Genomic DNA, 18,250 nt, shown 5'->3' with positions numbered 1-18,250 from the left:
CTTGGGACAGGTGGCCGGCAAATGCAACGGGCTGCCCGGCTATCAAGGTCTATGGCGCGGTCTGTTAAGATCGGCCTTTTTACCAAGGCGAGGGAGCCGACTCATGATCATCACCACGACCAGCCAGCTCGAAGGCCGCCCGGTAGCCGAATATCTGGGGGTGGTCAGCGCCGAATCGGTGCAGGGTATCAATTTCGTGCGTGACTTCTTCGCCCGTTTCCGCGACTTCTTCGGCGGTCGGTCGCAGACCTTGGAAAGCGCCTTGCGTGAGGCTCGCGAGCAAGCCACCGAGGAGCTCAAGGCGCGGGCACGTCAATTGCAAGCCGATGCGGTGGTGGGGGTGGACTTCGAAATCAGCATGCCATCTGTCCAAGGTGGCATGGTGGTGGTGTTTGCCACCGGTACGGCGGTTCGCTTGAAGTAGCGCCTGCCGCTGGTCGGCCTCGAGGATTCTGTCTAGATGGTCTGTAAATGACCGGCTAGTCTCACCGGCAGGTCATTGCTTGTCCAGGGAGGCATGCTGCCTGCCGGCGTGGCCGACAACCGGGGAACCAGGGCATGAGCGAATCCTTTTTTGAAGATATGAACGATGCATTCCCGATCAACAGCCAGGTCCGTTGCGGTCAAGCGGCTGTACGCCTGGGCTTCGCCAACATGACCTTGAACGACTCGGAGCAGTTGCAGCCACCGCATCTGCAGCGCAGCAAGAAGGGGCGCTTCACCCCGCGTATTCCCGCCAGGAAATGACCAGGCGATGCATGAAGAACCCCGGGCTGCATGTGCAGCCCTTTTTCATGAACGGCGTTTGGTGAAGTGCGTCACGCCCAGCGGTAGCTTTTATCCGTATTCATTGATCTTGCTCATGGCAACGGCGAGTCGCCCTCGCCGGGAGAGCAAGGTTGTGTTTTTCTTGCGCGGATTTCAGCACAAGGAGGAAAGATCCATGCGCGTCAGGGAAGAAACCTATTGGCAATGGGCCGATGCCAACCTGCATGCCCGCTGCCATGACGAAGTGCTCAGTGACGGTACTACCCTGGATGTCCAGGTGCGTCTTTCCAGGCAAGGTGCCACGCAGCTATTCCTTGGGTTGTATACCCGGGAGGGCCAGGCTCTGGTGGAGGAATACTATCCGGCCCGGCCGGGCGAGACCATGACCCGCGCCCTGGTCTGGGGCGTGGAGCGGGCCCGGGCGCTGGCTACCGGTGCCTTACCACTGCCGCCCCGGGTCGCCCATCGGCGTCAGGCCTGAGCACGGCGGTTGCGGCTGGCCTGGACGATGCGTTCGGCCGGCACACGCAACTGGCGCAACAGGTACTCGGCAAACGTCGGGGCCCAGGGTTGCAGGGCAATGGCATCGGCCATGCAGGCAAGCCAGAGTTCGGCATGGGCTTGATCGATCGGCCATTGGGCATGGAAGGCTGGAATGGCGATCGAGCCGAAGCGTTCGCTGTACAGGCGTGGCCCACCGAGCCAGCCGCTTAAGAAACAGGCCAGCTTGTCTCGCGAACCTTGCAGATCGTCTGGGTGCATCTGCCGCACGCTGGCCGCTTCCGGGCGTTCATCCATCAGCCGGTAGAAGTCGTCGACCAAGCGGCGCAGGCCCTCGATGCCGCCAGCGGCCTGGTAGGAGGCATCGCCGGTGCCATAGGCGGGAGTACTCATCACGCGGCTCCGCAGAAACAGGGGCAGGCATTATAACAGGCATGAAAAAGCCCGGCCTTGGGGGCCGGGCTCAAGAGGCGGTGTACCACTCAGTTCAGTGGGTCGATCACCTTGACTGCCTGCCGCTCACGGGCGGTAGGCCATTCTTGTTGCAGGGTCTGCAGGACGCGGCCGACGAACTCGGTGTCGGCGGCGGCCTTCTTGCCGACGTAGCCCTGGCCACGGCGGTAGACCTTGAAGCGGGCGCGCATGCTGGGCATGTGCGTTTCGAATTCATCTTCGACCGTATTGGGCGGCAGGCGGTCAAGGCGTACCTCGCCGGTCTGGCTGACCCACAGCAGATGGTCGTCGAGGCTGTCCTTGCGTGCGGCGAACAGCTGGGCCAATTGGTCGATCGTAGGATTGTTGTTCAAATTCATCATAAAGCCCCCATTACCCGTCAGTTAGTGATTTCACACTCGGCGCCACGACATGTAGCGCACTACCAAGGCTGCTACAGCAGCATCGCAACAGGGGCTTTCTCACGCTGCCTTTTGGACAGTTTCCCTCTCCACGGACGGCCTGCGTTACCGCGCAGGCCGTCTGGAACACCCTTGCCACCGCTCCCGATCAGGGAGACGGCCTCATCATGCCCAAGGCCGTTCGGCGGCGTCAACCGTTTTGTAGTGAATATTTTTCGTCACTACATTTTGTCCGACAATCCTGCCGGCGCGCGCATTTCACCGTGCCAGGTTCGAGAGAATCTTGTAGGCCGCGCGCACGCGCGCCTCGTTGGGGTAGTTGCGGTTGGCCAGCAAGACGATGCCCAGCCCCTCGCTCGGAACGAATGCGTAGTAGGCACCGAAACCACCGGTCGCGCCGGTCTTGTTGTACCAGGCCGCCGGTGTGGCCGGTTGAGCAGGCTTCAGGCGTACGGTCGGCTGGGGGTGCAGCGCCATGGTCGAGCCGTTGCCCTCGAGCAGGGTGTCCAGGGCGACCGGATACGGATAGCGTTCCCAGCCCAGGCCCTGGGTCATGGCGCCGACCTTGAAGTAACCTGACTGGGTCACGGCAATGGCCTTTTGCAGTGAGGGGGAGAGCTGCGTGGGGCGCAGTTGCAAGTTTACGTAGTGTGCCGCATCGGTCAGGTTGGTCTTGATGCCGTAGGCTTCATCGGCCAAGGGCCCGGGGTTGACGCGAACGGGCTGGTTGTTGGCGTCATAACCTTGAGCGTAGTGCTCACGAGCACTGTCGGGCACCTCGAGGTAAGTATGAGCCAGGCCCAGGCCCGGCAGCAGCCGCTGCGTCATTACCTGGGCGAAGGGCTTGCCCTGGGCCCGCGCGGCCAGTTCGCCGAACAGGCCAAGGCTTGGGTTGGAATAGCAGCGCTGGGTGCCGCGCTGGCTACGTGGGCGCCACTGCTGGTAGAAGGCCAGCACCTGATCGGCGGTCCGCACCTGGTCTGGGAACTGCAACGGCAAACAATCGGCACTGTAGGCGCCCAGCTCGAGCACGCTGGCCTCGCCCAGCGGTGTATCGCCCAGTGCCGGTTGGTAGCGCTTGGCGGGTGCATCGAGGTCGAGCTTGCCTTCGGCACTGGCCTGGGCGACGAGGGTGGCGGTGTAGGTCTTGCTCAGCGAGCCGACTTCGAACAATGTCTGGCGGCTCACCGGCTGCCCATCGGCCTTGCTGGCCACGCCATAGGTGAAGTAGTGCGTCTTGCCATCGGCGATCACCGCCACGGCCATGCCGGCGATGTCATGCTCGCGCATCAGCGGCTCGATGATGCCATCGACCTGGGCTTGCAGCGAGTCGGCCAGGCTTGGGGCTGCAACCGAGGCCAGGCCGAGGGCGAGGGCAAGTCGGCAGAGGCGGGCGGGGAACATCATGCAAAAGGTCCTTTTCGAGCTTCAGGAAAGGTGGTTGCGGCGCAGGAATTCGCCAGGCGATTGGCCGAAATGTTCACCGAAAGCGGCGATGAACGCCGACAGCGAGGCATAGCCGCAGGCCAGTGCCACATCGGTGACGCGCTCGCCGCGCTCAAGGGGCGGCAAGGCGCTGAGCAGGCGTACCCGCTGGCGCCACAGGCGAAAGGTCAGGCCCGTTTCGCGCAGAAAGCGCCGGCTCAGGGTCTTTTCCGACACGCCCAGGCGCACGGCCCATTCGGCCAGGCTGCGCGTGTCGTCGGGAGTGGCCTGCAGACGGCGGCATACCTGGCGCAACTGGCGATCATGGGGCAACGGCAGCAGCAGGGGCTCTTCCCGGGCGCAGGCCAGGCGGTCGAGCAACACCTGCACCATCCGGCCATCGGCGCCCTGTTCATCGTAGGTTACCGGCAATTGCGAAAACGCCTGGATCAACTCGCCCAGCAGGGGGTCTACCGCCACCACCCGGCAGGTGGCGTCAGGCCAGGGCAGGGCGCTGGGCTCGATGTACAGGCTGCGAATACAGGTATCGGCCTCGCACGCCACCCGATGCGGCACACGCGCAGCGATCCATACGGCGCGCTGGGGCGGTACCAGGTAGAGACCTTGGGGCGTCTGTACGCGAAGGATGCCACGACGTGCGTGGGAAAGCTGGCCCCAAGGGTGCTGATGGCGATAGCCCAGGGCGATATTGGGAAGGCTCTGTGCATGCCCGTACACCGGGCGTGGCAAGCGTTCGAGCTGGTTGAGCCGGGGCTCGGGGTGTCCGTTCGGCGACACTGGTGGGGGTTCCGGCGTTAGCGGTTGGAAAGGCCAGACCTTATCGTTTGCCTCTGCATAATTACAAGACGGAAGATTCAATGAAGTACGTGCGAAAAGTCCTAGATAATTTCACCCTGGCCTTGCTTGCGGTGGTGCTGGTCGCCACCTTGCTGCCATGCTCGGGGGATGGGGCGGTGTTGTTCGGTTGGCTGACCAACCTGGCCATCGGCCTGCTGTTCTTCCTGCATGGGGCCAAGCTTTCGCGCGAAGCGGTCATCGCCGGTGCTGGGCACTGGCGGCTGCACCTGCTGGTGTTCGCCTGCACCTTCGTGATGTTCCCGCTGCTGGGCCTGGCGTTCAAGCCGCTGTTCGTGCCGCTGGTGGGCAACGAGCTGTACCTGGGCGTGCTGTACCTGTGCGCCCTGCCGGCCACGGTGCAGTCGGCAATCGCTTTCACGTCGCTGGCCCGCGGCAACATCCCGGCGGCAATCTGCAGTGCGGCGGCCTCGAGCCTGCTGGGCATCTTCCTGACGCCTGTGCTGGTGATGCTGCTGCTGGGGGCCGAAGGCGAGACGGGCTCCGGGCTCGATGCGGTGCTCAAGATCACTTTGCAGTTGCTGGTGCCGTTCGTGGCGGGGCAGTTGGCGCGGCGCTGGATTGGCGGGTGGGTACAGCGTAACGCGCGCTGGCTGAAGGTCGTCGACCAGGGGTCGATTCTGCTGGTGGTCTACACGGCATTCAGCGACGCCGTGGTCACGGGGCTATGGCACACGGTGTCGCCGCAGCACCTGGCCGGGTTGTTCGTGGTGTGTGGTGTGTTGTTGGCGGCGGTTCTGTTCGGCACGCGGTTGCTGGGACGTGCGCTGGGCTTCAGCCTGGAGGACCGGATCACCATCCTGTTCGCCGGCTCGAAGAAGAGCCTGGCGACGGGCGTACCCATGGCACAGGTATTGTTCGTAGGTGGCGGCATCGGGGCGATGATCCTGCCGTTGATGCTGTTCCACCAGATCCAGTTGATGGTGTGCGCGGTGCTGGCACAGAAGTACGCGGCGCGGGAAGTCGAAGGGGCTTCGGTCGCATCTTGAAGGGTATGAGGTGGAAAAAAAGCCCCGCAAGCCAACGGCAAGCGGGGCAAACGGTTGGGGGAGGATCCAACCAAAGGAGTCGTTGAAACCTCAGCGAACGCTGGCCACCGCCTCCGGCTGCCAGCCACCGCCAAGGGCCTTGTAGATCGCCACGATGCCCTGGTACAGCTCGACCTCGCCCTGTGCCTGCGCATCCTCGGCGCTCAGCCGCTCGCGCTCGGCATCGAGCAGCACCAGGTAGTCCACCGTGCCTTCCCGGTAGCGAACCGACGCCAGGTCGGCTGCTTTGCGGCTCGCTTCGCTCTGGCGCATCAAGGCCAACAAGCGTTGCTGGCGCTTGCCGTAGTCGCTGAAGGCATTGGAGGATTCTTCCAGCGCCAGCAAGACCTGCTGTTCATAGTTGGCCAAAGCCCCTTCGGCATCGGCCTTGGCCCCGCGTAGGCGAGCCCGCACGCTGCCCAGGTCGAATGCCGCCCAGGTGATGCTCGGGCCCAGCGCCCAGGCATTGGCCGCCGACGAGCCGATCTGCGAACCGCGCGCGGCGGTAAAGCCCAGGAACCCGCTCAGGCTCACCCGTGGGAACAGGTCGGCCGTGGCCACGCCCACGTTCGCCGTGGCCGCAGCCAGCTGGCGTTCGGCGCTGCGGATGTCCGGACGTCGGCGCAGCAGTTCGCCCGGATCGCCCACCGGCAATGCCTTGGCGATGGCCGGCAGTGCCTTGGGCGAGAGGTCGACACTCAATGCATCCGGCCGTTGGCCAAGCAGGGTGGCGATCCGGTTGCGTGCCCGCACCTGTTCGGCCTGCAATTGCGGCACCGTTGCCTCTACCGCGGCAAGGCGGGCGTCGGCGCGTACCACGTCCAGCTCGTTGCCCACGCCGGCATCGCGCAACGTCTCGGTGATGCTCCGCGACTCCTGCTGGGTCTTGAGGTTGGCCAGGGCGATCTGCTCGCGCAGCTGGGCACCGCGCAGCTGGCCGTAGGCATCGACCAGTTCTGCGATCAGGCTGACCTGCAACTGCTGCAGGTCGGCCGCCGCAGCGGCCTCCTGCGCCTGGCTGGCCTCGATCTGCCGCTGTATGCGGCCGAACAGGTCCAGCTCCCAGGCCATGTCCAGGCCCAGGTCATAGCGTTCGCTGTTGACCCGGCGCTCGGTCTGGCCGGGGATCTGGCCTTTGCCGATCTCGCTGCTGGCGCGGCTGGTGACCACGGGCAACTGGTCGTTCTGCGCATCCTCGCGGATCGCCCGGGCCGCCTTGAGCCGGGCGTAGGCCACGCGCAGGTCGCGGTTGCCATCCAGCGAGGCTTGCACCAGCTGGTTGAGCACCGGGTCGTCGAATTGCTTCCACCACACGCTTTCGAAGCGGCTACGGTCGAAGGCCTTGGCCGGCGCCTGGGTATCGATGTGCGCAGGCTCGGTCTGCGGTGCCTGGTAGTCCGGGCCCACCGCGCAAGCCGCCAGGGCCAGTGCCAGCAGGCTCGGTGTCAGGGGTTTGAGCAGGTTCATGCATGGCTCTCCAGCGAGGGCGCGCGCTCGGCCTTGTGGGCCTGGCGACGTTCGACGAATCGGCGGATCAGGAAGAAGAACACCGGGGTCAGGAACAGGCCGAATACCGTCACGCCGATCATCCCGCTGAACACCGCCACGCCCATGGCATGGCGCATCTCGGCACCGGCACCGGAGGAGAACACCAGCGGCACCACACCCATGATGAAGGCGATCGAGGTCATCAGGATCGGCCGCAGGCGCAGGCGGCATGCTTCCAGCACCGCAGCGAGCGGGTCGAGGCCTTCGGCCTGTTTGTCCTTGGCGAACTCGACGATCAGGATGGCGTTCTTGCACGCCAGCCCCACCAGCACGATCAAGCCGATCTGGGTGAAGATGTTGTTGTCACCGCCGGAGATGATCACGCCGGTGATGGCTGACAGCAGGGTCATCGGCACGATCAGGATCACTGCCAGCGGCAGGCTCCAGCTTTCGTACTGGGCCGCCAGCACCAGGAAGGCCAGCAGCACGCACAGCGGGAAGACGAACAGTGCAGTGTTGCCTGCCAGGATCTGCTGGTAGGTCAGGTCGGTCCATTCGAAGGTCATGCCGTTGGGCAACTCCTGCTTGAGCAGTTTCTCCATGGCGGCTTCGGCCTGGCCGGAGCTGTAGCCCGGTGCTGCGCCACCGTTGATTTCGGCGGTGATGAAGCCGTTGTAGTGCATCACCCGGTCGGGCCCGGAGGTGTCGCTGACCTTGAGGAAGGTCGCCAGCGGGATCATCTCGCCCAGATTGTTGCGCACCTTCAACTGGCCGATCTGCTCGGCGTCGAGGCGGAACTGCTGCTCGGCCTGGACGTTGACCTGGTAGGTGCGGCCAAAGCGGTTGAAGTCGTTGGTGTACAGCGAGCCCAGGTAGATCTGCAGCGTCTCGAAGATGTCGTTGATGGCCACGCCGTGGGTCTTGGCCTTCTCCCGGTCGATGGCGGCATCGACCTGAGGCACGTTGACCTGGTAGCTGGTGAACAGGCCTGCCAGCTCCGGCACGTCATGGCTCTTGGCGATGATGTTCTGGGTTTCCTTGTACAGCGCTTCGTAACCCAGGTTGCCACGGTCCTCGATCTGCAGGCGGAAGCCGCCGATGGTGCCCAGGCCCTGCACGGGCGGCGGCGGGAAGATCGCGATGTAGGCGTCTTGGATGTCAGCGAACTTGGCGTTCAGCGCCGCCGCGATGGCTGCCGCCGACTGGCTCGGGTCCTTGCGTTCGTCGAACGGCTTGAGCGGGGTGAAGACGATGCCGCTGTTGGGACTGTTGGTGAAGCCGTTGATCGACAGGCCCGGGAAGGCCACCGAGTCGGCCACGCCAGGTTGCTCCAGGGCGATTTCGCTCATCTTCTTGATCACCGCCTCGGTGCGGTCGAGGCTGGCTGCGTCTGGCAGTTGGGCGAAGGCTACCAGGTACTGCTTGTCCTGGGCCGGCACGAAACCGGTCGGGGTGGACGAGAAGCCCAGGTAGGTCAGGCCCATCAGCCCTGCATAGACGAACAGCGCGATGCCGCTGGAGCGGATGACCCGGCGCACGCCGCCGACGTAGCCATGGCTGGCGCGGTCGAAGAAGCGGTTGAAGGGGGCGAACAGCCAGCTACCCAAAAGTTTTTCCAGCAGCAGCGAGAAACGGTCCTTGGGCGCGTGGTGATCCTTGAGCAATACCGCAGCCAGGGCCGGCGACAGGGTCAGGGAGTTGAACGCCGAGATCACGGTGGAGATGGCGATGGTCAGGGCGAACTGCTTGTAGAACTGCCCGGTCAACCCGGAGATGAATGCTGCAGGTACGAACACCGCGCACAGCACCAGGGCCGTGGCGATGATCGGCCCGGTCACTTCACTCATGGCCTTTTGCGTCGCCTCCAGCGGCTGGAGGCCCAGGCCGATGTTGCGCTCGACGTTCTCCACCACGACGATGGCGTCGTCCACCACGATGCCGATGGCCAGCACCAGGCCGAACAGCGACAGCGCATTGAGCGAGAAGCCGAACAGGTGCATCACCGCAAAGGTACCGATCAACGACACCGGCACGGCCATCAGCGGGATGATCGAGGCACGCCAGGTCTGCAGGAACAGGATCACCACCAGGACAACGAGTACCAGGGCTTCGAACAGGGTATGCACCACCGCCTCGATGGAGCCGCGCACGAACACGGTCGGGTCGTAGACGATGCTGTAGTCCATGCCCTCGGGGAAATCCTTCTTCAGCTCGGCCATCTTCGCCCGCACTTCGTCGGAGATCTCGATGGCATTGGAGCCTGGGCGCTGGAAGATCGGGATCGCCACCGCCGGCTGGTTGTTGAGCAGCGAACGCAGGGCGTACTGGCTCGAACCCAGCTCGACCCGGGCGATGTCCTTCAGACGCGTGATCTCGCCGTTGTCGCCGGCGCGGATGATGATGTTCTCGAACTCTTCCTCGTTGACCAGGCGGCCCTGGGTGTTGATCGACAGCTGGAAGCTGGTCGAGCCTGGGGCGGGCGGGGCACCCAGCTGGCCGGCGGCGACCTGGCGGTTCTGTTCACGGATGGCCGCCACCACGTCGCTGGCGGTCAAGTTGCGCGAGGCGGTCTTGTTCGGATCCAGCCATACCCGCAGGGAGTAGTCGCCCATGCCGAACAGCTGCACATCGCCCACGCCACCCAGGCGTGCCAGCTCATCCTTGATGTTGAGGATGGCGTAGTTGGAGAGGTAGAGCATGTCGTAGCGGTTGTCCGGCGAGGTCAGGTGCACGACCATGGTCAGGTCGGGCGAGGCCTTGTCGACGGTGATCCCGATGCGCGTCACTTCCTCTGGCAGCTTGGGCTGGGTGCGGGTCACGCGGTTCTGCACCTGTACCTGAGCATTGTCCAGGTCGGTGCCCAGGGCGAAGGTGATGGTCAGGGTCAGCTTGCCGTCAGCGGTCGACTGCGAGGACATGTACAGCATGTTCTCGACGCCGGTGATGGCCTGCTCGAGGGGCGCGGCCACGGTTTCGCCGATCACCTTGGGGTTGGCGCCGGGGAAGTTGGCGCGCACCACCACGGTGGGCGGCACCACTTCGGGGTATTCGCTGATCGGCAGCTGGAACAGCGCGATGGAGCCTGCGATCAGCAACACCAGCGACAGCACGGCGGCGAAGATCGGCCGTGTGATGAAGAATTTGGAGAAGTTCATCGGCATCGATCCTTAACCGCGAGGTGCTTGGGCACTGGCGACTTTGTCGTTGGAACCGGCCACCGTCGGGGTCGGGTTGCTGGCCTCCAGGGCCTGGCGCTGGCGAGCCAGGGTGGCGAGGGTCTCTTCGCTGGCCATCGGGGTTTCCTCGGGCGTTACCGGGGAGCCTGGGCGTACGCGCTGCAGGCCCTTGACCACGATGCGGTCATCCTTGCTCAGGCCGCTGCGCACGATGCGCAGGCCTTCGAGCTTGGGCCCCAGCTCCACGGCGCGGTAGGCAGCCTTGTTGTCCTTGTCCATGACCAGCACGAACTTCTTGCCAAGGTCGGTACCCACGGCTTCGTCGTTGATCAGCACCGCGTCATATTTGGCGCTGCCGACCAGCTTCAGGCGTGCGTACAGGCCGGGGGTGAAGCGGCCGTCGCGGTTGTCGAACACGGCGCGGCCACGGATGGTGCCGGTGCGCGGGTTGACCTGGTTGTCGACGAAGTTCATCTGGCCCAGGTGCGGGTTGCCGGTTTCGTTGGTCAGCCCCAGGTACACCGGGGTGCTCTGGCCGCGCTGGCCTTCGCGGGCCAGTTGGGTGTACTTGAGGTACACGCGCTCGTCGGCGTCGAAGTAGGCGTAGACCTTGTCGGTGGACACCACCGAAGTCAGCGGGGTGACATCGGCGGTGACGATGTTGCCGGCGGTGAACTGGGCACGGCTGACCCGCCCGCTGATCGGTGCGGTGACCCGGGTGAAGCTCAGGTTGAGGCGGGCCAGGTCGAGCTGGGCCTGGATCGCATCGACCCCGGCGCGGGCTTCGGCAGCGGCGCTGCTGCGCGATTCGGCCAGTTCGGCGGAGATGGCGTTGCTGTCGCGCAGGCGTTCGCCGCGGCGCGCTTCGTTGGCGCTGCGGATGGCGGTGGCCTTGGCTTGTTGCAGTTGGGCCTCCAGACGACGGACTTCGGCCTGGAAGGGGCGTGGGTCGATCTGGAACAGCAGGTCGCCCTTGTTGACCTGGGCGCCTTCGGTGAAGGCCACCCGGTCGATCTGGCCCGACACGCGTGGGCGCACCTCGACGGTTTCCGGGGCTTCCAGGCGACCGGTGAACTCGTCCCATTCGTTGATCGGCTGCTCGATCACCTTGGCCACGCTGACCTTGGGTGCGGCGGGCGCCTGCACGGCTTCCGGGGCTCTGCCACACGCGGCGATCACCATCACTGCCAACGCAGCGAGCGGAAAGCGCAAGGGTTTGAATGATTGTTCCATGGAGAACTCCGCCAATAATTGGATAGTGGGCGGATTCTGCGAGTCTTGCGCGCGAGGAACGAATCGAACGGGGCGAAGGTTATTATCAAGCGGAATGATAGGTAGGGCGGCGTCATCGATCAGGACACATGAAAGCCAAGTATCCCGACAGGGGGCCGCGACGCGGCCCCAGGGCCTTCAGGCCTGTGCGGCAAATTGCGCCAACCGCTCACCATCGAGACGGTAGCGAATCCACTCATTCTGGGGTTCGGCCTTCAAGGCGTCGTAGAAGCGAATCGCCGGCTCGTTCCAGTCCAGCACGCTCCACTCCAGGCGTCCGCAGCCCTTGGCCACGGCCTCGCGGGCGATGTGCCGCAGCAATTGGCGGCCGGCACCGTCGCCACGTTGCTCTGGGGTGATGTACAGGTCTTCCAGGTAGATGCCATTACGGCCCAGCCAGGTGGAATAGCTGTAGAAATACACGGCAAAGCCGATGGCCTGGCCATCGCGTTCGCAGATCAGGCTGTGCACGGTGCTGCCTTCATCGAACAGGGTGCGTTCGATATCGGCGAGGCTCGCCACCACTTCATGGCGGGCACGCTCGTAATCGGCAAGCTCGGTGATGAAGGCAAGGATCTGCGCAGCGTCGGCGCGTACGGTGGGGCGAATGGTCAGGCTCATGGTCGGGCATCCTTGAAGGTGCAGGGCAGGGCGCTTCGGACTGATACAGTCATGTGTATCGGTGCAATTTAACGTAACTGTACGGGTCGCAAGGAAAATCGCTCCGCTAGTGTGACAACACAACAACCCCTTGTGGAAGCCCACCATGCTTGGATCCATCGATCTGCTCTCCGCCTTCGTGCTCTTTGCCTTCGTCTCCTCGATTACGCCAGGGCCGAACAACACCATGCTGCTCGCCTCGGGGGTCAACTTCGGTGTGCGCCGCTCCATTCCTCATGCCCTGGGTATCAGCATCGGCTTCATGGTGATGGTGCTGGCGGTGGGCTTCGGCCTGGGCGAGCTGTTCAAGGCTTGGCCGCCGCTGTACACCCTCCTGCGCTACGTCGGTGCGGCGTACCTGTTGTACCTGGCCTGGAAGATCGCCACCTCCGGGCCGATGTCCGGCGATACCAAGGGCGCAGGCAAGCCGCTGGGCTTCTGGGGGGCGGCGGCATTCCAGTGGGTCAACCCCAAGGCCTGGGTGATGGCGGTGGGGGCGATCACCACCTACACGCCTGCCCAGGGCTATGTGCTCAACGTGATCGTCATCGCCGCCTTGTTCGCCCTGGTCAACCTGCCCAGCGTCGGTATCTGGGTGATGTTCGGCAGTGCCTTGCGCAACTTCCTGCAGAACCCGCGCTGGTTGATGCTGTTCAATGTCCTGATGGCCCTGTTGTTGGTGATTTCGTTGTACCCGCTGCTGTTTGTAGAATCGTCTTTTTCCTAGACCGATGAGTACAGCAAAGCGATGCAGTTGATTCCCTGGTCCCATGAAAGCTCCGAAGGTTTCACCTTGCGTGGCTGGCGGTCACCGGCCAGCGGGCGGCCGTTGCTGCATTTCCTGCATGGCAACGGGTTCTGCAGCCTGGCCTACCAGCCCATGCTGATGACGCTGGGCGAGCACTTCGACCTGTGGCTCAGTGATGTGCAAGGCCATGGCGACAGCGACCATGGTGGGCCCTTCCGGGGCTGGAACCGCAGCGCCGAGCTGGCGGTCGAGGCGTTCGAGGCCGGGCGGGGCGAGTATGGGGACGTGCCGCGTGTTGCGCTGGGCCATAGCTTTGGCGGTGTGCTGACGGGGTTGATCCTGGCCAGCGAGCCGCACCTGTTCAGCCGCGCCATGCTGCTCGACCCAGTATTGTTCAGCCGACGTATGCTCGGCGTGATGGGCGTGGCTGCACTGGTCGGGCTGCACCGCCGTCACACCTTGGCACGCAAGGCCGCGACCCGGCGCAGCCATTGGCCCGACCGCGAGGCGGTCACGGCATCGCTGCAAGGCCGGGGCATCTTCAAGGGCTGGAGCGAGGCAGCATTGCAGGCCTATGTGGAGCATGCCGTTGGGGAGTGCGGAGAAGGGGTGGTGCTCAAGTGCCGGCCCAGCCGGGAAGCGGAGATCTTCAGTTCGTTCCCCGAGCGGATGTGGTCCCACCTTCTGCAGATCAAGGTGCCGACGTCCATCCTGTATGGCGAGCATACCTATCCGTTCGTCCCCCATTCGGTACAGCGGCTGGCCGCGCTCAACCCCCATGTGAGCGCTCGGCAGGTGCCCGGGGGGCATTGCTTCATGCAGGAGGATCCGGCGGGGGCGGCGCAGCAGGTGGTGACCTGGCTGCTCGCCCACTGACAAGTTTGCATGTGCTGTAGGAACGCGACCGGGCCAGGCCAGATCAGGCCACATCGACCAGGACGATCTCGCTGTCCTCGACGGCCGTTACCTGCAACACCTGCTCCTGCTCGATGGCCACGCCATCCCGGGCTTTGGCTCGCAGGCCATTGACCTCCACCAGCCCCTTGGCAGGCACCAGATAACCCCGGCGCCCCGCGTCGAAGCGGTATTCGGCGCTTTCGCCAGCACGCAGGGTTGCAGCCACCAGGCGCGCATCGGTGCGGATGCGCAGGCTGTCTTCATCGCCGGCCCGGCCGCTGGCCAGGGTCACGAAGCCTTCACCGCGCTCGCCCTTGGGGAAGGGCCGGGTGCCCCAGGACGGTGCGTCGCCGACCCGCTCAGGCATGATCCAGATCTGGAAGATCCGCGTGTCGACCTTTTCCAGGTTGTATTCGCTGTGCACGATGCCGGTGCCTGCGCTCATTACCTGGACGTCGCCGGCCTCGGTGCGGCCTTTGTTGCCCAGGCTGTCCTGGTGGGTGATCGCGCCTTCACGGACGTAGGTGATGATTTCCATGTCCCGGTGCGGGTGTGGCGGGAAGCCTCCGCCGGCGGCGATCAGGTCGTCGTTCCAGACGCGCAGGTTGCCCCAACTCATGCGCGCCGGGTCGTAGTACTCGGCGAACGAGAAGTGGTGGTGGGCATCGAGCCAGCCGTGATTGGCATGGCCCAGGCTTTCGAACGGACGCAGTTGCAGCATGGTCGTGCTCCTTGAATCGGTTGATGGAGCCATGATGCGCCAAACAAAGATCGAAAATAAGCGTAAATATCGGCTTGTTTTGATCTATTAATTAGATTTGTTTTCTTTGGGTAAAGCCTGCGATTCATCGCCTAATCCACTGATCTGCAAGCATTCGCTGGCGATTTTTCCCAGATGGGGCGAACATGCCCGTTGATTCGATATTCAACGGAGCGACCGTGCCTCACGAGCATCCCCAAGCCCCTGCGGACCTGGCGCCGCCGGCCCAACTGCCCTGGTTCCGCCGCTTGGCCGCCCGCCTGCTGGGCCGCGGCCTGACCCGCCTGCAAGCGCAGCACCGCGATTCTTGGTTCCTCGGCCATGCGACCGGCCAGCGTAGCGGCCATGCCGATGGCGTGCGTGAAGGCTACGAGCGCGGCCGGGTCGAAGGCTACGAAGCCGGGCGTCAGGTGCTGGTGATCCGCGATGTCCGTCCCGACGCCGCTGGGGTACCTGGCCAGGACGACAAGCTGTTCGACGACTGGCGCCTACCGCTGACCGCCGAATTGAAAAAGCGCTTCAAGGCCGATGTCGCCCAGCGCCTGCCTGCCGAGGCCCAGCCCAGCGCCGCGCAATGGAAGCTGATCTTCAGCGATACCCCGTCCACCTGCGTGGTGGCCGGCGCAGGCGCAGGCAAGTCGACCTCGTTGGTGCTGCGCATCCTGCTGTTGCGCCATTACCTGGGCTACGAGCTCGATGCCATGACGGTGGTGACCTTCACCCGCGAATCGCGCAAGGACTTCATCAAGCGCCTGGTGCAGGTATTCGCACTCTGGCAGCTCGATCTGCACCCCACCCAGGCCCGCGAACTGGTGCGTACCTTCCATTCGCGCATTCTGCCGCTTGTGCGCAGCCTGCCGGGCTTCGGTCAACTGCGGGCATTCGAGACCCTGGGGCAGGACCTGCCTGCTGGTGGCGAAGCTAACGCCGAGGGCAACCCGTTCGACCTGCGTTTGAATGACGCCCAGCGCCAGCAGCTGAACCTGTGCTATCACGACTTGCTGCAAGGCAACCCACGCTTCGCCGAACTGATCGGCGCGTTGCGACGCGAAGCCCTGCAGCTCAAACCCCTGGACCCGGACCACCCCGACGTGCAGAAGCGTGTGCAGGTGACCCAACTGGCTGCCCAGCGCGATGAAGAACTGTGCGACGTGATCGAGGACTTGTGGTTCGCCGCCGGCGCCTGGCCGATCAAGGGCATCGAGCCGTGCCGCGATACCGTGCAGATCCGCGGCAGCCGCTTCCACGTGCATGGCCGCCTCGAAGGGCTGGATGCCTGGGTGGTGCTGGGTTTCGACCCGTCCGAAAGCGCGCAGTACCAGCGCCCAGGCGCCAAGCTTGGGGTTCGTGCCGAATGGGCGGTAAAGCGCACCCTGTTCCAGGCTTTCTGCGACAAACCTTTGATATGGCTGGAAAACTATTCGGCAGCCAAGCGCCTGGCCGCCACCTTGGCTGGGGATGCCGTCGCGGGCCCGGGCTTCGAGTACAAGGTCAAGGGCGAACTGGCGCCGGCGCCATTGCTCGACGCGTTTGTCGGTGCCGCCAGCTTCATCGAGAACCTTGGCCTGGAGGTGAACAGCGCCGTGGCCGGCATGAGCTTCCCGCCGGGTGACAGCGATGCCTTGTTCTTCGAAGCGTTGGCGCTCTACTGGAAAGCCTTGGAAGCACACCTGCTGACGCAATCGCCACCGGTCATGACCTACAACCGCATGTTCGCGCTGTTCGGCGAGAACAACCCGGAGAACCTGCGCCTTTTGCCCGACCCGCTGCTGCGCCCGCTGGCGCACCTGATGATCGACGAGTTCCAGGACGTCTCGCCGCAGATCGTCAGCTGGTTGCGGGCAAGCCTGGCTGAGATCCGCAGGCGCGGCCCGGCCATGCACACCGGGCGTAACGCCGGGCACAGTTCGCTGATGTGCGTGGGCGACGACTGGCAGTCGATCTATGGTTGGCGGGGCAGCTCCCCGAAATACTTCATGGAATTCACCAAGGCTTTCCCGTCGCCGGCCAATACCCGGGTAATGCTGGTGGAAAACTACCGCAGCCAGCAGCACATCATCGATGCCGCCGAACACCTGGTAAAAGGCGCACAGGCTATCGCGGGCAAGAAGGCCAAGGCCAGCGGCCAGGCTGCCGAGCTGCCGCTGTCGCCGGTGAAAGTCTTCGAGCGCGACGAGGCCGCCTTGGCCAAGACCTTGATGGAACATTACCAACGGGGCGAAACGGTCATGATGCTGTTTCGAAAAAGTTCCGATAAATCATTGATGGATCAGCATTTGTCAGCGGTGTACAAGGCGGACTCCAGCTTGCCGCCCGACCAGCGTCGGCTGCGCCAGCTGACCTACCACAGCGCCAAGGGCCTGCAGGCCGACGCGGTGTTCATGCTCGGCGATTGCCAGTACCTGACCAGTTCACCCTACAAGAACCAGGCGTACCGCATGGCGGGCCTGGGGCGCGCCGGTGATGCCCAGGCATTCGACACGGCGCAGAAGGAAGAAGTGCAGCGCCTGGCCTATGTCGCGGTGACCCGTGCGGTCAGGCACTGCTATTGGCATGTGGAGGCCGCCAACGGCGAGTCGGCGGGTGCGCCTCGCGCGTCCGGCCAGGTGGTTGGCCGGCACGCGTTTTTCGAAGACCTGCGCGGTCAGTGAGCGTGCGCATCAAAGCGTTGCCATTGAGCGGTCACGCGGGTCGATGCAGGCAATGACGCCGAAGGGTCGGTGTCGCACACGTTGCCGTCGGTGAGGGGCCAGCGGGGCAGGCTTGGCTGGGCGAAGGTAGGCTACCGGCCTGTGCGCTGGCGCCAGGCCATAGCCAAGGGAGAGAGTTCATGCGTTCGCAGTGCAGTCCCAAGGATCACCTGCTAGACCTCGATGGCGTCGAGATTGCCGTGCGTTGCTGGGGGCCGGAAGATGGCATTCCGGTGCTCGCGTTGCACGGCTGGTTGGACAACGCCGCTTCATTCGACCGGTTGGCGCCCTTGCTCGACGGGTGCTTCGTGGTCGCACCGGACCTTGCCGGCCACGGCCGTTCCGACCATCGCCGCGACGACAGCGGCTATTACCTGTGGGAACACGCCGAAGACATGCTGGCCGTGGTCGACAGCCTGGGCCTAGGGCATTTTCATGTCCTGGCCCACGGCATGGGCACCGGTATCGCCTCGCTGCTGGCGGCACTGACCAGCAGCATCGCCAGTATGGTCTTTCTCGATGGTATGGGGGCGCCGTTCACGGTCGCCGAAGATGATCGTGTGGCGCACCTGGCCCGGGCCTATCGCCTCAAGCGCATGGTCCGGCGCAGCCGTCTGCAAGGTTTTGCCGAGCCTGGTGGGAGCCAGTTCGATGACCTGGATACCGCGCTCGCGCAACGGCGCAACCGGCTCGATGGCAATTTGTCCGCCGAGGCCGCACGGCTGTTGGCCCAGCGCGACCTGTTGCAGGTGGGCGAGGGCTATTGCTGGCGCCACGACCCGCGCCTGGTGCTGCCCGAACCCATGCCCTTGACCGAGCGTGAAGCCTGCGACCTGCTCAGGCAGATCGCCTGCCCGCTGTACCTGATGCTCGGGCGCCAGGGCGCCTTCGCCGGGGACGGTTTCGAGCTTCGACAGGGGGCTCTGCCTGGCCACGCCCGGGTCACTTGGCATCCGGGAGGGCACCACTTCCATCTCGAAGGCCCGGACCGCACCCTGGTCGACCTGATCCTGCGGGTGCTGGCCACCCATGACCATGGCCAGTTGCAGCGTCTGGTCAACGAGTAGCCGCGCGAAACGGGGGCTGTCGGTGCACCTTGGGATGGGC

At 64.4% G+C, this 18,250-nt stretch carries 17 protein-coding genes; 8 read left to right on the top strand and 9 right to left on the bottom strand.

Annotated elements, in window-relative coordinates; translation table 11 throughout:
- Positions 1-103 precede the first annotated feature (103 nt).
- The 3 genes from AC1MHZ_RS20180 to AC1MHZ_RS20170 all read left to right on the top strand — a co-directional run bounded on the left by AC1MHZ_RS20180 (position 104) and on the right by AC1MHZ_RS20170 (position 1,249).
- Positions 104-424, top strand: a complete 321-nt coding sequence (locus AC1MHZ_RS20180) for a YbjQ family protein (RefSeq protein WP_084857645.1) — start codon at positions 104-106, stop codon at positions 422-424.
- Between the two features lie 134 nt (positions 425-558).
- Positions 559-747 carry a hypothetical protein gene (locus AC1MHZ_RS20175; RefSeq protein ID WP_084857646.1) on the top strand — a complete coding sequence of 63 codons (189 nt, stop codon included), beginning with the start codon at positions 559-561 and terminating at the stop codon, positions 745-747.
- Positions 748-943: 196 nt separating this feature from the next.
- A complete protein-coding gene (locus AC1MHZ_RS20170; RefSeq protein ID WP_084857649.1) occupies positions 944-1,249 on the top strand; it encodes a hypothetical protein in 306 nt (101 codons plus the stop codon).
- Here AC1MHZ_RS20170 and AC1MHZ_RS20165 read toward each other — a convergent pair.
- The 4 genes from AC1MHZ_RS20165 to AC1MHZ_RS20150 form a co-directional block, all read right to left on the bottom strand.
- On the bottom strand, positions 1,240-1,662 hold the full coding sequence (locus AC1MHZ_RS20165; RefSeq protein ID WP_084857651.1) for a group II truncated hemoglobin: 423 nt from the start codon (positions 1,660-1,662) through the stop codon (positions 1,240-1,242). The genes AC1MHZ_RS20170 and AC1MHZ_RS20165 overlap by 10 nt on opposite strands.
- 89 nt (positions 1,663-1,751) lie before the next feature.
- Positions 1,752-2,084 carry a hypothetical protein gene (locus AC1MHZ_RS20160; protein ID WP_084857653.1) on the bottom strand — a complete coding sequence of 111 codons (333 nt, stop codon included), beginning with the start codon at positions 2,082-2,084 and terminating at the stop codon, positions 1,752-1,754.
- A gap of 297 nt (positions 2,085-2,381) precedes the next feature.
- On the bottom strand, positions 2,382-3,527 hold the full coding sequence (gene ampC / locus AC1MHZ_RS20155; protein WP_084857678.1) for a class C beta-lactamase: 1,146 nt from the start codon (positions 3,525-3,527) through the stop codon (positions 2,382-2,384).
- A gap of 24 nt (positions 3,528-3,551) precedes the next feature.
- Complete coding sequence (locus tag AC1MHZ_RS20150; RefSeq protein ID WP_084857655.1) at positions 3,552-4,346, bottom strand: AraC family transcriptional regulator; 795 nt, start codon at positions 4,344-4,346, stop codon at positions 3,552-3,554.
- 80 nt (positions 4,347-4,426) lie between these two features.
- On the opposite strand from AC1MHZ_RS20150, the gene AC1MHZ_RS20145 reads away from it, so the two are divergent.
- A complete protein-coding gene (locus AC1MHZ_RS20145; RefSeq protein ID WP_084857657.1) occupies positions 4,427-5,413 on the top strand; it encodes a bile acid:sodium symporter family protein in 987 nt (328 codons plus the stop codon).
- A gap of 90 nt (positions 5,414-5,503) precedes the next feature.
- Here AC1MHZ_RS20145 and AC1MHZ_RS20140 read toward each other — a convergent pair whose 3' ends face one another.
- The 4 genes from AC1MHZ_RS20140 to AC1MHZ_RS20125 all read right to left on the bottom strand — a co-directional run bounded on the left by AC1MHZ_RS20140 (position 5,504) and on the right by AC1MHZ_RS20125 (position 12,009).
- The gene (locus tag AC1MHZ_RS20140; RefSeq protein WP_084859013.1) at positions 5,504-6,919 is read right to left on the bottom strand and encodes an efflux transporter outer membrane subunit; all 1,416 of its coding nucleotides are present in this window, start codon (positions 6,917-6,919) and stop codon (positions 5,504-5,506) included.
- Complete coding sequence (locus AC1MHZ_RS20135) at positions 6,916-10,095, bottom strand: efflux RND transporter permease subunit (RefSeq protein WP_084859012.1); 3,180 nt, start codon at positions 10,093-10,095, stop codon at positions 6,916-6,918. The genes AC1MHZ_RS20140 and AC1MHZ_RS20135 overlap by 4 nt, the downstream gene beginning before the upstream one ends.
- A 12-nt stretch (positions 10,096-10,107) precedes the next feature.
- Positions 10,108-11,349 carry a multidrug efflux RND transporter periplasmic adaptor subunit MexE gene (mexE, locus tag AC1MHZ_RS20130; RefSeq protein WP_084859011.1) on the bottom strand — a complete coding sequence of 414 codons (1,242 nt, stop codon included), beginning with the start codon at positions 11,347-11,349 and terminating at the stop codon, positions 10,108-10,110.
- A 177-nt stretch (positions 11,350-11,526) separates the two neighbouring features.
- Positions 11,527-12,009 carry a GNAT family N-acetyltransferase gene (locus AC1MHZ_RS20125; RefSeq protein ID WP_482966832.1) on the bottom strand — a complete coding sequence of 161 codons (483 nt, stop codon included), beginning with the start codon at positions 12,007-12,009 and terminating at the stop codon, positions 11,527-11,529.
- Positions 12,010-12,154: 145 nt separating this feature from the next.
- On the opposite strand from AC1MHZ_RS20125, the gene AC1MHZ_RS20120 reads away from it, so the two are divergent.
- Positions 12,155-12,775, top strand: a complete 621-nt coding sequence (locus tag AC1MHZ_RS20120) for a LysE family translocator (protein ID WP_084859009.1) — start codon at positions 12,155-12,157, stop codon at positions 12,773-12,775.
- 21 nt (positions 12,776-12,796) lie between these two features.
- Positions 12,797-13,672 carry an alpha/beta fold hydrolase gene (locus AC1MHZ_RS20115; RefSeq protein WP_324814790.1) on the top strand — a complete coding sequence of 292 codons (876 nt, stop codon included), beginning with the start codon at positions 12,797-12,799 and terminating at the stop codon, positions 13,670-13,672.
- 43 nt (positions 13,673-13,715) lie between these two features.
- On the opposite strand, the gene AC1MHZ_RS20110 is transcribed toward AC1MHZ_RS20115, so the two are convergent.
- Positions 13,716-14,414: a pirin family protein gene (locus AC1MHZ_RS20110; protein WP_084859007.1), complete on the bottom strand. Its 699-nt coding sequence runs from the start codon at positions 14,412-14,414 to the stop codon at positions 13,716-13,718.
- A 185-nt stretch (positions 14,415-14,599) separates the two neighbouring features.
- Between AC1MHZ_RS20110 and AC1MHZ_RS20105 the strand changes: the two genes are divergently transcribed.
- Together AC1MHZ_RS20105 and AC1MHZ_RS20100 are read left to right on the top strand one after the other, a co-directional pair.
- Complete coding sequence (locus tag AC1MHZ_RS20105; protein ID WP_482966831.1) at positions 14,600-17,104, top strand: UvrD-helicase domain-containing protein; 2,505 nt, start codon at positions 14,600-14,602, stop codon at positions 17,102-17,104.
- Between the two features lie 179 nt (positions 17,105-17,283).
- Positions 17,284-18,210: an alpha/beta fold hydrolase gene (locus AC1MHZ_RS20100; RefSeq protein ID WP_482966830.1), complete on the top strand. Its 927-nt coding sequence runs from the start codon at positions 17,284-17,286 to the stop codon at positions 18,208-18,210.
- The last annotated feature ends 40 nt before the right edge of the window (positions 18,211-18,250 follow it).

The organism is Pseudomonas sp. FA-1, from assembly GCF_056856075.1.
The sequence above is the reverse complement of the archived record's forward strand: the minus strand, read 5'-3'. Positions and strand labels throughout refer to the sequence as shown.

Excerpts from the sequence above, each read along its gene's own strand:
- AC1MHZ_RS20180 (WP_084857645.1), top strand. The coding sequence starts at position 104 with ATGATCATCACCACGACCAGCCAGCTCGAAGGCCGCCCGGTAGCCGAA.
- AC1MHZ_RS20175 (WP_084857646.1), top strand. The coding sequence starts at position 559 with ATGAGCGAATCCTTTTTTGAAGATATGAACGATGCATTCCCGATCAAC.
- AC1MHZ_RS20170 (WP_084857649.1), top strand. The coding sequence starts at position 944 with ATGCGCGTCAGGGAAGAAACCTATTGGCAATGGGCCGATGCCAACCTG.
- AC1MHZ_RS20165 (WP_084857651.1), bottom strand. The coding sequence starts at position 1,662 with ATGAGTACTCCCGCCTATGGCACCGGCGATGCCTCCTACCAGGCCGCT.
- AC1MHZ_RS20160 (WP_084857653.1), bottom strand. The coding sequence starts at position 2,084 with ATGATGAATTTGAACAACAATCCTACGATCGACCAATTGGCCCAGCTG.
- ampC (WP_084857678.1), bottom strand. The coding sequence starts at position 3,527 with ATGTTCCCCGCCCGCCTCTGCCGACTTGCCCTCGCCCTCGGCCTGGCC.
- AC1MHZ_RS20145 (WP_084857657.1), top strand. The coding sequence starts at position 4,427 with ATGAAGTACGTGCGAAAAGTCCTAGATAATTTCACCCTGGCCTTGCTT.
- AC1MHZ_RS20140 (WP_084859013.1), bottom strand. The coding sequence starts at position 6,919 with ATGAACCTGCTCAAACCCCTGACACCGAGCCTGCTGGCACTGGCCCTG.
- AC1MHZ_RS20135 (WP_084859012.1), bottom strand. The coding sequence starts at position 10,095 with ATGAACTTCTCCAAATTCTTCATCACACGGCCGATCTTCGCCGCCGTG.
- mexE (WP_084859011.1), bottom strand. The coding sequence starts at position 11,349 with ATGGAACAATCATTCAAACCCTTGCGCTTTCCGCTCGCTGCGTTGGCA.
- AC1MHZ_RS20125 (WP_482966832.1), bottom strand. The coding sequence starts at position 12,009 with ATGAGCCTGACCATTCGCCCCACCGTACGCGCCGACGCTGCGCAGATC.
- AC1MHZ_RS20120 (WP_084859009.1), top strand. The coding sequence starts at position 12,155 with ATGCTTGGATCCATCGATCTGCTCTCCGCCTTCGTGCTCTTTGCCTTC.
- AC1MHZ_RS20115 (WP_324814790.1), top strand. The coding sequence starts at position 12,797 with ATGCAGTTGATTCCCTGGTCCCATGAAAGCTCCGAAGGTTTCACCTTG.
- AC1MHZ_RS20110 (WP_084859007.1), bottom strand. The coding sequence starts at position 14,414 with ATGCTGCAACTGCGTCCGTTCGAAAGCCTGGGCCATGCCAATCACGGC.
- AC1MHZ_RS20105 (WP_482966831.1), top strand. The coding sequence starts at position 14,600 with ATGCCCGTTGATTCGATATTCAACGGAGCGACCGTGCCTCACGAGCAT.
- AC1MHZ_RS20100 (WP_482966830.1), top strand. The coding sequence starts at position 17,284 with ATGCGTTCGCAGTGCAGTCCCAAGGATCACCTGCTAGACCTCGATGGC.